The organism is Sulfitobacter sp. PR48 (assembly GCF_028807335.1).
GTDB lineage: Bacteria > Pseudomonadota > Alphaproteobacteria > Rhodobacterales > Rhodobacteraceae > Sulfitobacter.
This window is the reverse complement of sequence record NZ_JARAMM010000001.1, coordinates 265,719-279,382: the sequence shown is the minus strand read 5'-3', so window position 1 is coordinate 279,382 and position 13,664 is coordinate 265,719. Positions and strand designations below refer to the sequence as shown.

Below are 13,664 nucleotides of genomic sequence, written 5' to 3'. Positions count from 1 at the left end.
TGTTCCTTTCAGCGTTGAGCGCCCAGCATCGCGAGGCGGATAAAGGCGCGTTCGACCAGTGCCAGCGCCGGCGCGGTCTGCGCTGCCGAGCGCAGGGTCAGGTCGGTATCGGTCAGAACCGTCAGCGCGGTTTCCAGCTTTGCCGCACCCCAGGCCTTGGCCTGCCGCATGGCGCGGTCCCGGTCGCGCACCCCATAGACGGGCGCGCCGGGGGATGCCGCAATGCGGTAAAGGGTGCGGAAATGGCGGATCGCCATGATGGTCAGCGTCACCGGGTTCACGCCCTGTCCCTGCAACTTGCTCATCACCGGCCCGATGTCGCCCGCGCGGGCCTCGGCCACCACATGCAGGATGTCATCCACATCCGCCTCGGTCGATGTCGGCGCGCAGGCGGCAACATCCTGCCCGGTCAGGGCGGTTGGGTCATTCAGCTTGTAAAGCGACAGTTTTTCCAGGGTCTGACGGAAATCGCCGGGATCAAGCGTGCGGGCCAGTTCGCTCAGCGCGCCCATGGCATCGGGTTCGGGGCGCAGCCCGGCCTCTGCCAGCAGCCGCTCGATCTCCGCCCGGTCTGGCGGGGTGTCATAGATCGCCACCGCATAGGCATTCGGGTGGCTCTCAAAGGCTTTGCGCACCTTCGAGGTCTTCTTCAGGTCGCCCCCTGACACGACAATCTGCGCATCGCCGGGCTGCCAGTCTCCCAGCGCATCCAGCAGCGGCTTGGCGATATTGTCGTTCGCGTCCTCGACAAAGGCCGCACGCGGTCCGGGAAAGAACCCCACCGCCTTGATCGCATCCAGCAACATCGCGGGATCGCGGCGCAGCTCGGCTGCAGGGATTCGCGTCAGGCGCATTTCCTCTTCCGCATCGGGACCCAGCAGGGATTTCAGGAATTCCTGCCGTTTCAGCGCGACACGCATCGCGTCGCTGCCAAAGATCAGCAGGCCGGTCTTGCCCGCGTCCGGCTTGGCGAAATAGCTGTTGGCCTCGCGCGGGGACAGTTTCATGCGGGGATCTGCGCGGCGTAAAGCCTTGCGATGATCTGCTCGGCCAGGATGCGCATCAGGCGTTCCTGTGCATCCTGCGCGCTGGCCAGGGTTGCAACGGTTGTGCCGGTGGCGGAATAGCCGGTGAAATTCTCGACGGTGCCGGAGGTCACGATCTGGCCTGTGGTCAGATCCCGCAGGGCGAATTCCACCGCACCCAGCAGGTTGAACCGGGTTATGTTGCCCGCCGAATCGATGGCCAGCCCCTCCTCGGTCGTGGCAATCTTGACCGCCAGGCCAAAGCTTGCGGCGCTGGTACGGCCCAGCCGTTCCTCGATCTCTCGGGTCAGCAGATAGCCGTTGCGGTCATCCGGCTCATCCACCAGCACGCGGTTGCGCAAGGCGCTGCCGCTGCCGCCGGGTCCATAGACCGGCTCGAACCCGCAGGCGGCCAGCGCCAGCGGGGCAAGCAAAACGGTACGGCGGTCAAGCAACGACATTCACGATCCGTCCGGGCACAACGATGACCTTCTTCGGGGTGGCCCCATCCAGGGTTCTGATCACAGCTTCATGGGCCAGCGCGATCTTTTCAACCTCTTCTTTCGGCATATCGGCGGGCACCTGTATTTCCGCACGCCGTTTGCCGTTGATCTGGATCGGCAGGGTGACGGTATCGTCAACCAGCATTGCCGCGTCAGCCTTCGGCCAGGGGGCGGTAGCAATCAGGCCTTCGCCGTTCTGCCTGGCCCAGATGTCCTCGGCCAGATGCGGGGTCATCGGGGCCATCAGCTGCGCCAGCGTCATGATCGCTGCGCGCTGGGCGCTCTGGCCCGCCTTGGATTTCTGCAAGGTTGCCGTGAAGGCGTAGAGTTTCGCAATCGCCGCATTGAAGCCGAAACTTTCGACACCCATGGTCACGTCATGGATGGTCTTGTGCATGGCGCGCAACAGATCCTCGTCACCCTCTCCCCCGGCATCGGCATCCATCGCCGCGATCCGGTCGCTGATGTTCCAGACCCGCGACAGGTGCTTGAACGCCGCTTCGGCACCCGAGGCTGTCCATTCCACGTCCCGCTCGGGGGGGGAATCGCTCAGCACGAACCAGCGGGCAGTATCCGCGCCATAGTTCGAGATGATGTGCAGCGGGTCCACCACGTTCTTCTTGGACTTCGACATCTTGGCCGAGGGTATGATCTCGACCTCGGTGCCATCCGCGAGCCTGCCGTCGGTGACATCCTCGGGCAGGTGATAGACAGGACGGCCCCTGTCGTCGCGGGTCTGATAGATCTCATGTGTCACCATGCCTTGGGTGAACAGCGCGTCAAAGGGTTCGATGGCGCTTTCCGGCAGGTGTCCGGTGATCTGCATCGCGCGGGCAAAGAAACGTGAATAGAGCAGGTGCAGGATCGCGTGTTCGATGCCGCCGATATACTGGTCCACATTCATCCAGTATTTGGCATCTTCCATGTTTGTCGGCGTTTCGGCGCGGGGCGCGGTGAAACGGGCGAAATACCAGGAGGAATCGACAAATGTGTCCATCGTGTCGGTTTCGCGCCTCGCCGCCGCGCCACAGGACGGGCAGGCACAGTCGCGCCAGGTCGGGTGCCGGTCAAGCGGATTGCCGGGCGTGTCGAAATCCACATCATAGGGCAGTTCGATCGGCAGGTTCTCTTTCTTTTCCGGGACCACGCCGCAGCTGTCGCAATGCACCACCGGGATCGGGCAGCCCCAATACCGCTGGCGGCTGAGGCCCCAGTCGCGCAGGCGGAACTTGGTTACGCCGTGGCCCACGCCATTGTCCTCGCAAAAGCGAATCGCGGCGTCGATGGCTTCGTTGCCAGTCTGCCACTGCTCCCCCGCGAATCCGCGGTTGTAAAAGACCTTTTCGTCCTTGGCGGGCACAAAGGCCTCTTCGAGGTCTTCGGGCGCTTCCTCTGACGGCAGAAAGGTCGAAATGATCGGCAGATCGTATTTGGTCGCAAATTCAAAATCGCGCTGGTCATGGGCCGGGCAGCCGAAAATGGCCCCGGTGCCGTAATCCATAAGGATGAAGTTCGCGATATAGACCGGCAGGTCATGCGCCGTGTCAAACGGGTGGCGCACCCGGATACCGGTATCCAGGCCCAGCTTCTCGGCGGTTTCGATGGCTTCTTCGGTTGTGCCGCCCTTTCGGCACTCTGCGCAGAAGGCCGCGACATCGGCATTGTCCCGCTCCAGCGCCTTGGCAAGCGGGTGATCGGGCGAGATGCCGACAAAGGAGGCACCCATCAGCGTATCGGGGCGCGTGGTATAGACCTCGATCCGGTCATAGCCGTCCGGCGCGTCAATGGTGGAGAAGGCGAATTGCAGCCCACGCGATTTGCCGATCCAGTTGGCCTGCATCAGCTTGACCTTGGCGGGCCAGTTGTCCAACCCGTCGAGCGCCTCCAACAGTTCTTCCGAATGATCCGAGATCTTGAAGAACCATTGCGTCAGCTCGCGCCGTTCCACCAAAGCACCAGATCGCCAGCCGCGCCCCGCCTCGACCTGTTCGTTGGCCAGCACGGTCATGTCGACCGGGTCCCAGTTCACCACGGCGTTCTTGCGATAGACAAGGCCCGCATCGAGGAAATCGAGGAACAGCGCCTGCTGCTGACCATAGTATTCCGGGTCGCAGGTGGCGAATTCACGGGACCAGTCGATCGACAGGCCCAGCGGTTTCATCTGGCCGCGCATGTCGTCGATGTTGCCATAGGTCCAGTCCTTGGGATGGCCGCCGATGGCCATGGCGGCGTTTTCCGCAGGCATCCCGAAGGCGTCCCAGCCCATCGGGTGCAGCACGTTATGCCCGGTGGCGATCTTGTAGCGCGCGATCACGTCGCCCATCGTGTAGTTGCGCACATGCCCCATGTGAATCCGGCCCGAGGGGTAGGGGAACATCTCCAGCACATAATACTTGGGCCTGGAGACATCGCGGACGGCGCGGAAAATGCCATCCTTTTCCCAGGCGGATTGCCAGCGGGCTTCGATTTCGGCGGGGGTATAGCGGATCATGGCCTGTGCCTTCGTTCAAACGGACTGCGCCGGGCCGTTCATGTCACTGGGCCCGGCGCATAAGAAGTTGTGGATTGTGTTCGGGATCAGAATTTGTTGTCGGCGAGTCGCATCTCACGGGCGCGGGACAGAATGGCGTCCTCCACCGCGCGGGTGGTGGCAGTGTTCACGGTGCGTCCGCCCTGGGTTTGCAGCGCCAGGTTCAGCGACCGCGCATCAAGCGCCGGATCGTCGATCAGAACCGTCGCGCGATAGGCAGAGCCGCCGCCCGGCGGTGTGCCATAGCCTGTCACGATCACGCCTGTGAACGGGTCGATGGATTGAACAGGCAGGAAATTGAGAACCTCAAGCGAAGCTGACCAGAGGTATTTGTTCACCGAAACATTCGTGCCGGTGTTCTTGCGGTTGAAGATCGACCAGATCGTATTGTCCGGATCGGTCTCGATCACGTTGGGGTTGTTGGTGTTGCTATAGGTCGCGGCGCGCGGTGTCGCTTCCCGCCCCAGGCCACAAGCGCCGAGACTCGCAACAATAAGAAGTGCCACTGCGCCTTTGCAAACGGTCCTGTACGCCATTTCAGCTTTCCTTTGCCTGTTTGGACAATGGTCTATCCAAGTGCTGCACCATCGGCAAGGCATATGTCTGCAGCGATTCCCCTGTTGAATATGGGCTTTGTGCTCCTGGACACCCCTGAAAAGGGAGGGGCAGAGATAAAACTGTGGCAAAGCTGCACCATTGGCAGCGACATTGCCCCGGAGCGTTTCAGGCTTCTTGCAAGGAGGGGGGGGTTGGGTGCAAACACCCTTCATACCCTTTCCGGATTCCCCGGTCTGGGCATATGAATTCAAACCGAGGGAAAACTCATGAAAAAAGTTCTCTTCGCTACAACAGCCCTGGTCGCGACCGCCGGCGTTGCAGCAGCAGACGTTACATTTGGTGGTTACGGCCGCTTTGGTCTTCTGTACACCGACAACGGCGTTACAGACACAACAAACATCACAAGCCGTTTGCGTTTGATCGTGAATGCAACTGCTGAATCCGACGCTGGCGTTGTCTTCGGTGGTACAATTCACTTCGAATCCGAAGAGCGTGATGCGGCTGTCGGCACTCTGCCGGGCTTCAATGGCGCACGCTTCTTCGCCCGTTCCGGCGGCTTCGAAGTTGGTGTTGGTAACATCTACGGCGCGCTGGAGTTCATGCCTGGTCAGTACCCCATCGACCTGGGTTTGACCGGTCACTCCTATGACTACGTTGCCTACAACTTCCGTGGCGATGCTTACCAGAACGGCCAAGGCCTGGGTAGCTCGGGCTCCAACGGTATCGAAGTTCTGTACTCTGCTGGTGATCTGGCGGTCCACGTGTCCGCAACCAACCCTGCCGGTGCAAACAACGAGCGTATCGCGGGTCACATCGCATACACATGGAACGGCTGGACATTCGCTCTGGGTGCTCAGGACTCCGACTTCGTTGGTGACACTGAGTGGACAGCCACTGTTGGCGGTTCCTTCGGCCCGGCCGACGTGACACTGGCCTTCGCCGACAACGGCGTTGCTGGCGACCACTGGGTTCTGGCAGGTCGCTTTGATGTTGGCGCAGCCACAAACATCGAAGCCTACGTTGCAGATGCTGACTACTTCGCCCAAACATCCTACGGTGTTGACTTCAACCACGACATGGGTGGCGGCACATCGCTGCGCGGCGGTATCTCCAACAACAACGCCGACGTGACCATCGTTGACTTCGGTGTGCGCTTCAACTTCTAAGTTGAGCTCATATACGTGAGTTTGGGGCAGGCCTTCGGGTCTGCCCTTTTCATTTCTGCCTCTGTGTTGTTCTGTGCGCCTCAAGGCAGCAAGGGGAACATCATGGGTCTGACAGATATCACCACCAGATTGACCAGGGCAGAAGCGGATGCCGGGCGCAAAGCCGGTTCCGTCACCCTGATCGCCGTCAGCAAGGTGCAGCCGGACGCGCGGGTGCGCCATGTGCTTGAGCAGGGCCACCGCTGTTTCGGTGAAAACAAGGTGCAGGAGGCGGCGGGCAAATGGCCCGGTTTCCGCGCTGATTTTCCCGGCGTCGATCTGCACCTGATCGGGCCCCTGCAATCCAACAAGGCGCGGCAGGCAATCAATCTGTTTGACGCCATCCATTCCCTGGACCGTCCGAAACTGGCCAAGGCCCTGGCCCGCCTGGCCCAGGAAGAGGGGAAATGCCCCGATCTGTTCATCCAGGTGAACACCGGCGAAGAGCCGCAAAAGGCAGGCGTCCTGCCCGGCGATGCAGATGCCTTTGTCAAGGAATGCCGGGATCTCGATCTGCCGGTGCGGGGCCTGATGTGCATCCCCCCGGTGGATGAAGAACCCGCGCTGCATTTCGCGCTGCTGGCAAAGATCGCCGCGCGCAACGGCTTGCAGGGGCTTTCCATGGGCATGAGCAGCGATTTCGAACGCGCCGTGGCCCTGGGCGCCACCCATGTTCGCGTCGGCTCGGCCATCTTTGGAGAAAGAGTGCCGGGATAAGGCCCGAAAACCGGCTCTATAGCGTCTGACGAAATACTTGAAGCATCATGCATCCCGTAACGCGTTGAAATCTCTGATTTCAGGCAGCATTACGGGATTCAGGTTTTTCGCATGACGATCTAGGTCACGATCAACCGTGTATGCTGCCGGATCATCGGGGCAATGGCATGCAGATCGGCCCGCCGCAGGCCGATACAGCCCTCCGTCGGATAACCGGGCCTGCGCCACTGGTGGATAAAGATGGCAGAACCGCGCCCGGCAACCGCATCGGGCCAGTTCCAGCTGGTCAGGATCACCAGATCATAGAGCGGATCCGCGCGGCGCAGCACCTCGTGGCTGTGCGGATAGGGCGCACGCACCATCCTGTTGTAATCCTTGGCCGCCGGATCGTCTGACCACAGGTCCCCCGGCCCGATCGGCACCGCCCAGTTCACCGGGCAGGACAACCTGTCGGGCCGATACAGCATCCCGACAATCCGGTGGTTCCCTTTCGGGGTGGCGCCATCGCCCTCGCGCTTGTGTTCGGTCACACCACCCCTGCCGATGCTGCAGGGGTAAAGCCGCCCCTGAAACCGCAGGCCAACAGGGGTCAGGACCATGTCATCGCGGGTCATCAGCGCGGAGGCAGATCGTCGAAACAGGGCTTGCCTTCGGCCACCACATGGAAGGGCTGCGCGTCTTTCATGAAGATCGCAAATTCCGCATCACCAAAGTCTGCCGCCGGATTGTCCAATGTTCCCGCCTTGAGCACCAAGTAATCCCGGCCCGGAATCCGCGTCACGACATGTGTCCCGCAGGTGCCGCAGAACTGCCGTGTGCGCGCGCCTTCAAGGTCGTCGCGGGTGAATTCGGCGGGTGTCCCGCTGGTAAAGGCAAAGCCCTCCAGAGGCACTGCCATCGCGAAATTCGGCCCCCCACCCGAGATATACTGACATTCCCTGCAGTGGCATTGCAGCTTCCACACCGGAACGGCTGTCACCTCGTAATGCAGCGCCCCGCAATAGCATCGGCCTTTCATGGCTGTCCTTTCGCTAAAGAAGATGCCCGGACTTTGCAGCCTTGGTCGCCAGATAACCAGCGTTATGGCGGTTTTCGCCAACCTTCAGCGGCACCCGTTCGGCCACGTCGATGCCCGAGGCTTCCATCATTTCGACCTTGCGGGGGTTGTTGGTCAGCAATCGCACCGCGGAAAAGCCCATGGACCTCAGAATATCCGCCCCCAGCCGAAAATCGCGCTCGTCGTCCTCGAACCCCAGCCGGTGATTCGCCTCGACAGTGTCAAACCCCTGATCCTGCAGGGAATAGGCCCGCATCTTGTTGGCCAGCCCGATGCCGCGTCCTTCCTGATTGAGATAGAGCAATATCCCCGTCCCCGCGGCCCCCATCTGCGCAAGCGCAGCACGCAGCTGCGGGCCGCAGTCGCATTTCAGACTGCCCATCAGGTCACCGGTGAAACAGGCGGAATGCAACCGCGCGAGAACCGGTTTGGTCCGGTCGGGGCGTCCGATCTCGATGGCATAATGCTCCTCGCCGCCATCCTCGGGGCGAAAGATATGCAACCGGCCCGCTTCTGATACTTCCATCGGCAGGCGCGCATTGACGACAGGATGCAAAGGGCTGCGTTCGGCCAGCGCGGGCGTCACGGCGGCAAGATCAAGCGCCGTCAGGGAATGCCGTGCGGCAAACGCCCTGGCATCGGGCAGCGGCAGGACCAGGGCAGCGGGCAGAAGGCGCGCCGTCTTGCACAATTGCAGCGCGGCGCGATGGGCGGCCACATCACCGCCCCGTGCGCATTGCAGCGGGCCTTTCATCGGCGCGCGCAGATCGTCAGCAGGATCGGCAAGATTTTGCACCCAGACCGGCGTGGCGTCTTCCGGCAGAAGCACACGCGCCAGGTCCCCGTCATAGGCCCGCGCCTTGAGGGTCTGGGCCCGGCGCGCGGTAATCGCAAGAACCGGCTCTCCCCCCAGTGCCAGCACATCGGCCAGCCGCTGCGCGGTCAGGGTTTCTGCCGCCAGTACCAGAACAGGCTCTGCACCTTGCAGAACAATCGGGATACCCATGCGTAAATCCGCGCGCGCGCGGGCCAGTTGCTCGATAATGTCAGGGGCCAGGGCCATATTGTGTTACAACTCCGTAAGGCGATTGAAACTTAACTATGCCACATGGCCCGGAATTGAAACATTGCGGCGCTCTGCCACACGAGGCCGTGAAGCCTGCATCCCAAACCTTGTCGAACGCGTGTGCAAGGCACACCTGTAACAAAATAGTGTGGAGGTTAGAAATGGCCCAGCTCAAGAAAATCCTTCTCGTCGACGATGACGAGGACCTGCGCGAGGCGCTGAGCGAACAGTTGATCATGACCGAAGACTTTGACGTCTTCGAAGCAGGCAACGGCGCTGATGCCATGGCCCGCGCGAGGGAGGCGATCTACGATCTGGTCATCCTCGACGTCGGCCTGCCCGATACGGATGGCCGCGAACTCTGCCGGCTGATGCGCAAACAGGGTGTGAAAAGCCCGATCATGATGCTGACCGGGCACGATGGCGATGCAGATACCATCCTGGGTCTGGATGCCGGTGCCAACGATTATGTCGCGAAACCCTTCAAGTTTCCGGTCCTGCTGGCCCGCATCCGCGCGCAGCTGCGCCAGCACGAACAATCCGAAGATGCGGTGTTCCAGCTTGGCCCCTATACCTTCCGACCGGCGATGAAGATGCTGGTGACCGAAGACGACAAAAAGGTCCGCCTGACGGAAAAGGAAACCAACATCCTGAAGTTTCTCTACCGCTCGAACGACGGCGTTGTCCCGCGGGATGTCCTGCTGCACGAGGTCTGGGGCTACAACGCAGGTGTGACAACCCACACGCTGGAAACCCATATTTACCGCCTGCGCCAGAAAATTGAACCAGATCCGTCAAATGCGCGCCTTCTTGTTACCGAATCCGGCGGATACAGATTAATGAGCTGACCGCCGGAACCAAATCGGGATTTTGCGGTTACCCCTTGCGAGAGGCGGGGTTTTCATGACCCGCCCCTCGGTTTGAACCCCGAAGTTTGTGCCCGGGTATTGGCACATACCTCCCTGTTGGACTTGGCCGGGCTCCGTGCCCGGCCATTTTTTTGCGATCAAACACCGCAGGCGAATATGTCCGCCCGGGGGCCTTGATCCGGTGGCGCTCCCCCGGCCAAGCGGTTAACCTGCCCCTGGTCACTGACGGAGAACCCCATGCCATTCACCCTTGCCACCTGGAACATCAATTCGGTTCGTCTGAGAGAGGGCCTTGTCCTGAAGATGCTGGCCGAGCACGGGCCGGACGTCCTGTGTCTGCAGGAATGCAAGAGCCCGGTCGACCAGATCCCGACAGAGGCCTTCATACAGGCAGGCTATACCCACATGGTCGCGCGCGGGCAAAAGGGTTACAATGGCGTTGCCATCCTGTCCAAATTGCCGCTGCAAGATGCCGGGGACCGGGATTTCGCCGCCCTGGGCCATGCCCGCCACGTTGCCGCGCGGCTGGAAAACGGCACGACCATTCACAACTTCTACGTGCCCGCCGGCGGTGACAAACCCGACCGGACCATCAACGAGAAATTCGGCCAGAAACTGGATTACCTCGCGGAAATGCGGGACTGGTTTCATGGCGAAAAGCCGCAAAAGGCCATTCTCGTGGGCGACCTGAACATCGCCCCGCGCGAGGATGACGTATGGGATCACAAGAAACTCCTGAAGGTGGTCAGCCACACCCCGGTCGAGGTCGAGGCCCTGGGCGCCACCCAGGATGCGGGCGGCTGGGTGGACATCACCCGCCAGGACATACCGCAGGGCAATCTCTACAGCTGGTGGTCCTACCGCTCCCCCGATTGGGATGCAGCAGACAAGGGCCGCCGCCTCGATCATGTCTGGGCCACACCGGATATTTCCAGCGCCGCCCATTCCAGCCACATCCAGCGCGCCGTTCGGGGATGGGAGCAGCCCAGCGACCATGCCCCGGTTTTTGCCACCTTTGACCTTTGATTCGCGCGCCCAAGCGCTCATATAAGGTCAAATACTGCCACGCGAGGACAAGACCATGGAACTGAACCTGACCGCCAATGCCCCCGGTGCCGACCTGATCAAGGATGTCAGCGAAGCGACCTTCATGACCGACGTGGTCGAGGCCTCGCAGACAACCCCGGTGATCGTGGATTTCTGGGCCCCCTGGTGCGGCCCCTGCAAGACATTGGGCCCCCAGCTTGAGGCTGCGGTGACCGCCGCGAAAGGCGCGGTGAAGATGGCCAAGGTCAACGTGGACGAGGCGCAGATGATCGCGGGGCAGCTGCAGATCCAGTCGATCCCGACCGTCTATGCCTTTTTCAAGGGCCAGCCGATCGACGGTTTTCAGGGTGCCCTGCCGGAATCCGAGGTAAAGGCCTTTGTCGACAAGGTGATCAAGGCCGCCGGTGGCGCAGCGCCGGGTGATGCCCTGGCCGAAGCGGTGGAAGCGGCAGAAGAGATGCTGGCCGAAGGCGCGGCAACAGATGCGGCACAGACCTTTGCCGCCATCCTGGGCGAAGATCCGCAACATGCCGGTGCCTATGGCGGCATGGTCCGTGCCCATATCGCCATGGGGGAACTGGACCAGGCAGAGGCGCTGCTGAACGGTGCCCCGATCGAGATTTCCAAGGCCCCGGAACTGGAGGCCGCTTTTGCCCAGCTCGAACTGGCGCGGCAGGCGCAAAACGCAGGGCCGGTTGCCGAACTGACCGCAACAGTGGAAGCGGAACCCGACAACCATCAGGCAAGGTTCGACCTGGCCCAGGCGCTCTATGCCAAGGGCGACGCCGAACAGGCGGTCAGCCAGCTTCTCGATCTGTTCCGCCGCGACCGCGAATGGAACGACGGTGCCGCGAAAACCCAGCTTTTCACCATCTTCGACGCGCTGAAACCCAATGACCCGGTGGTCCTGAACGGACGCCGCAAACTGAGCTCGATGATATTTGCCTGATCTTGCCCGCGCGCTAAGTGCTAGGCCATGAAAAAGCAAACAGAGCTGCCAGATACCATTGCGGTCTTTCCACTGGCCGGGGCCTTGCTTCTCCCCCGTTCGCGGCTGCCCCTGCACATCTTCGAGCCGCGCTATCTGCAGATGGTTGCGGACGCGTTGAAAACCGATGGTCGGCTGATCGGGATGATCCAGCCCAATCTGGTGCCGGGTCGCGATGGGCCCGGTCTGCACAGCATCGGTTGCGCCGGGCGGATCACCCAGTTCTCCGAAACCGAGGATGGCCGCTATATGATCACACTCAGCGGCGTCTCCCGCTTCCGCATCCTGCGCGAGGTCGAGGGTTTCTGCCCCTACCGCAGATGCGACGTGAAATGGGATGGCTTTGAACGCGACCTGGGCGGGGAAGAACAGGATACAAACTTCAGCCGCAAACCCCTCATGGAACTGCTGGGCCGTTACTTTGAAACCCGCGGCCTCTCAGCCGACTGGAACACGCTGAAAGAGGCGGAGGATGAATTGCTGATCAATTCGCTTTCGATGATGCTCGACTTCGACGCAGAGGATAAACAGGCCCTGCTAGAGGCGCCGTCACTCCAGACCCGGCGCGAGACCCTGGTGACCCTGATCGAATACGCCATGCGCGGCGGCCATGACGAAGGATTGATGCAATGACCGACACTCCGACATTTGACCGCCGCATGCTGGATGCCCTGATCTGTCCGCGCAACCAGACAACGCTGGAATATGATGCGGAAAATCAGGAACTGATCTCAAGAGCCGCCGGTCTGGCCTATCCGATCCGCAACGGCATCCCGATCATGCTGATCGACGAAGCCCGCAAGCTGAGCTGACCCGCCTTCAAATCAAAGCACCCGATTTACAGCGCCCAGATTACAGGGCCCTGCCCTGCATCAACCGTGGCAATTCTCCGGTCAGGCCGGCAGCCTCGCGGATGAAACCGCGCCGCAGGCCGGGCATTGCGTTCACGGCGGCCATCCCGATGTCGCGCGCCATGCGGATCACCGGGTTGTCGTTTGAAAACAGCCGGTTGAAACTGTCGGTCGCCAGCGCAAGCGTCGTATTGTCGAATCGGCGCCATTCCTGATAGCGCGCCAGCGCCGCGTCCGAACCCGGGTCCTCGCCGCGCCGCCGGGCGTCGGCAATCACCTCTGCCAATGCCGCGACATCCCGCAGACCCGCGTTCAGCCCCTGTCCGGCAATCGGATGCACCCCATGGGCCGCATCGCCCACCAGCGCGGCGCGCGGCGCCACCATGTTCTGGGCCAGCGACAGGCTTAGCGGATAGGTATAGCGCGCCCCGGCCAGGCCGATCTCTCCCAAAAAATCGCCGATCCGGGGCCGCAACACCTCCAGATACCCCGCATCGGACAGCGCGTTGATCGCCTTGGCGGTCTCTGCCGTCTCGCTCCAGACGATGGAGGATCTGTTGCCGCTCAGCGGCAGGATGGCCAGCGGCCCGGAGGGCATGAACAGCTGATGCGCAATGCCGTTATGCGGTGCGGTATGGTCAAGCGCGCAGACCAGGGCGGTCTGGCCATAGGCCCATTCAACCCGCCCGATCCCGGCACGCCGTCCGGTACCGGTGCCCCGCCCGTCGGCTCCCACCGCCAGACGCGCCCGCAGCGTGCCGCCGCTGGCCAGCGTCAGTGTGATCCCGGTGGCCTCCGCGCTCTGGCCGATTACGGTTTCGCCATTCATCTGGCGGATGCGTTTGTCACCCTTGACGGCATCCAGCAGATGCCGCCGCAGATGCCGGTCCTCCACCATATAGCCCATCGGGCCTTCCTCGATCTCGGCATGGTCGAAATGCATGAACATCGGTGACGGCGCTTCACCCGCGCGCCCATCCGTCACCTTGATCTCCAGCATGGGCTGGGCCTGATCCGCGATCCCCTGCCAGAGGCCAAGCGCCTCCAGCATCCGGGCAGAGGACAGCGCCAGCGCATAAGACCGCCCGTCAAATCCCGCATTCCTGCGGATCTTGACCTCAAGCGTGTCGATCAATGTCACCTGCAGCCCAGAACTGGCAAGTGCCAGCGCCAGGACCGGGCCGTTCAGGCCGCCACCGATGATGGCAATGTCGGTATCGAATTCCATGCCCCTTGATATGGCGGCTG

General features: G+C 61.8%; 15 protein-coding genes. 7 read left to right on the top strand and 8 right to left on the bottom strand.

What is annotated here, in order from left to right:
• Positions 1–8: 8 nt before the first annotated feature.
• The 4 genes from holA to PVW51_RS01340 form a co-directional block, all read right to left on the bottom strand.
• A complete protein-coding gene (holA, locus tag PVW51_RS01355) occupies positions 9–1,007 on the bottom strand; it encodes a DNA polymerase III subunit delta (RefSeq protein WP_269363437.1) in 999 nt (332 codons plus the stop codon).
• The gene (lptE, locus tag PVW51_RS01350) at positions 1,004–1,486 is read right to left on the bottom strand and encodes an LPS assembly lipoprotein LptE (RefSeq protein WP_274573297.1); all 483 of its coding nucleotides are present in this window, start codon (positions 1,484–1,486) and stop codon (positions 1,004–1,006) included. The genes holA and lptE overlap by 4 nt, the downstream gene beginning before the upstream one ends.
• Complete coding sequence (gene leuS / locus PVW51_RS01345) at positions 1,473–4,019, bottom strand: leucine--tRNA ligase (RefSeq protein ID WP_274573296.1); 2,547 nt, start codon at positions 4,017–4,019, stop codon at positions 1,473–1,475. Before leuS ends, lptE begins: the two co-directional genes overlap by 14 nt.
• A gap of 86 nt (positions 4,020–4,105) precedes the next feature.
• Positions 4,106–4,594, bottom strand: a complete 489-nt coding sequence (locus PVW51_RS01340; RefSeq protein ID WP_269363443.1) for a DUF3576 domain-containing protein — start codon at positions 4,592–4,594, stop codon at positions 4,106–4,108.
• 288 nt (positions 4,595–4,882) lie between these two features.
• On the opposite strand from PVW51_RS01340, the gene PVW51_RS01335 reads away from it, so the two are divergent.
• Complete coding sequence (locus PVW51_RS01335; protein ID WP_269363445.1) at positions 4,883–5,782, top strand: porin; 900 nt, start codon at positions 4,883–4,885, stop codon at positions 5,780–5,782.
• Positions 5,783–5,884: 102 nt separating this feature from the next.
• Positions 5,885–6,538 carry a YggS family pyridoxal phosphate-dependent enzyme gene (locus PVW51_RS01330; RefSeq protein ID WP_274573295.1) on the top strand — a complete coding sequence of 218 codons (654 nt, stop codon included), beginning with the start codon at positions 5,885–5,887 and terminating at the stop codon, positions 6,536–6,538.
• A 119-nt stretch (positions 6,539–6,657) separates the two neighbouring features.
• Here the strand turns inward: PVW51_RS01330 and PVW51_RS01325 are convergent, their stop codons facing one another.
• Genes PVW51_RS01325 through ribA form a run of 3 tightly spaced genes read right to left on the bottom strand, consistent with a single transcriptional unit; the run spans position 6,658 to position 8,658 of the window.
• Positions 6,658–7,152 (bottom strand): L,D-transpeptidase family protein, encoded by a 495-nt coding sequence (locus tag PVW51_RS01325; RefSeq protein ID WP_274573294.1) that lies wholly within the window; start codon positions 7,150–7,152, stop codon positions 6,658–6,660.
• Positions 7,152–7,556 (bottom strand): GFA family protein, encoded by a 405-nt coding sequence (locus PVW51_RS01320; protein WP_274573293.1) that lies wholly within the window; start codon positions 7,554–7,556, stop codon positions 7,152–7,154. Before PVW51_RS01320 ends, PVW51_RS01325 begins: the two co-directional genes overlap by 1 nt.
• Before the next feature lie 13 nt (positions 7,557–7,569).
• Positions 7,570–8,658: a GTP cyclohydrolase II gene (gene ribA / locus PVW51_RS01315; RefSeq protein WP_274573292.1), complete on the bottom strand. Its 1,089-nt coding sequence runs from the start codon at positions 8,656–8,658 to the stop codon at positions 7,570–7,572.
• 164 nt (positions 8,659–8,822) lie between these two features.
• Between ribA and PVW51_RS01310 the strand changes: the two genes are divergently transcribed.
• The 5 genes from PVW51_RS01310 (at position 8,823) to PVW51_RS01290 (ending at position 12,377) form a co-directional block, all read left to right on the top strand.
• A complete protein-coding gene (locus PVW51_RS01310; RefSeq protein WP_114276102.1) occupies positions 8,823–9,509 on the top strand; it encodes a response regulator transcription factor in 687 nt (228 codons plus the stop codon).
• Between the two features lie 258 nt (positions 9,510–9,767).
• Positions 9,768–10,556, top strand: a complete 789-nt coding sequence (locus tag PVW51_RS01305) for an exodeoxyribonuclease III (RefSeq protein WP_274573291.1) — start codon at positions 9,768–9,770, stop codon at positions 10,554–10,556.
• A 55-nt stretch (positions 10,557–10,611) separates the two neighbouring features.
• Positions 10,612–11,526, top strand: coding sequence for a thioredoxin family protein (locus PVW51_RS01300; RefSeq protein ID WP_269363456.1), 915 nt, complete (start codon positions 10,612–10,614; stop codon positions 11,524–11,526).
• Between the two features lie 27 nt (positions 11,527–11,553).
• Positions 11,554–12,198 carry an LON peptidase substrate-binding domain-containing protein gene (locus PVW51_RS01295; RefSeq protein ID WP_269363457.1) on the top strand — a complete coding sequence of 215 codons (645 nt, stop codon included), beginning with the start codon at positions 11,554–11,556 and terminating at the stop codon, positions 12,196–12,198.
• On the top strand, positions 12,195–12,377 hold the full coding sequence (locus tag PVW51_RS01290) for a Trm112 family protein (RefSeq protein ID WP_114276106.1): 183 nt from the start codon (positions 12,195–12,197) through the stop codon (positions 12,375–12,377). Before PVW51_RS01295 ends, PVW51_RS01290 begins: the two co-directional genes overlap by 4 nt.
• 40 nt (positions 12,378–12,417) lie before the next feature.
• On the opposite strand, the gene PVW51_RS01285 is transcribed toward PVW51_RS01290, so the two are convergent.
• On the bottom strand, positions 12,418–13,644 hold the full coding sequence (locus tag PVW51_RS01285; RefSeq protein ID WP_274573290.1) for an FAD-dependent monooxygenase: 1,227 nt from the start codon (positions 13,642–13,644) through the stop codon (positions 12,418–12,420).
• Positions 13,645–13,664: the final 20 nt, after the last annotated feature.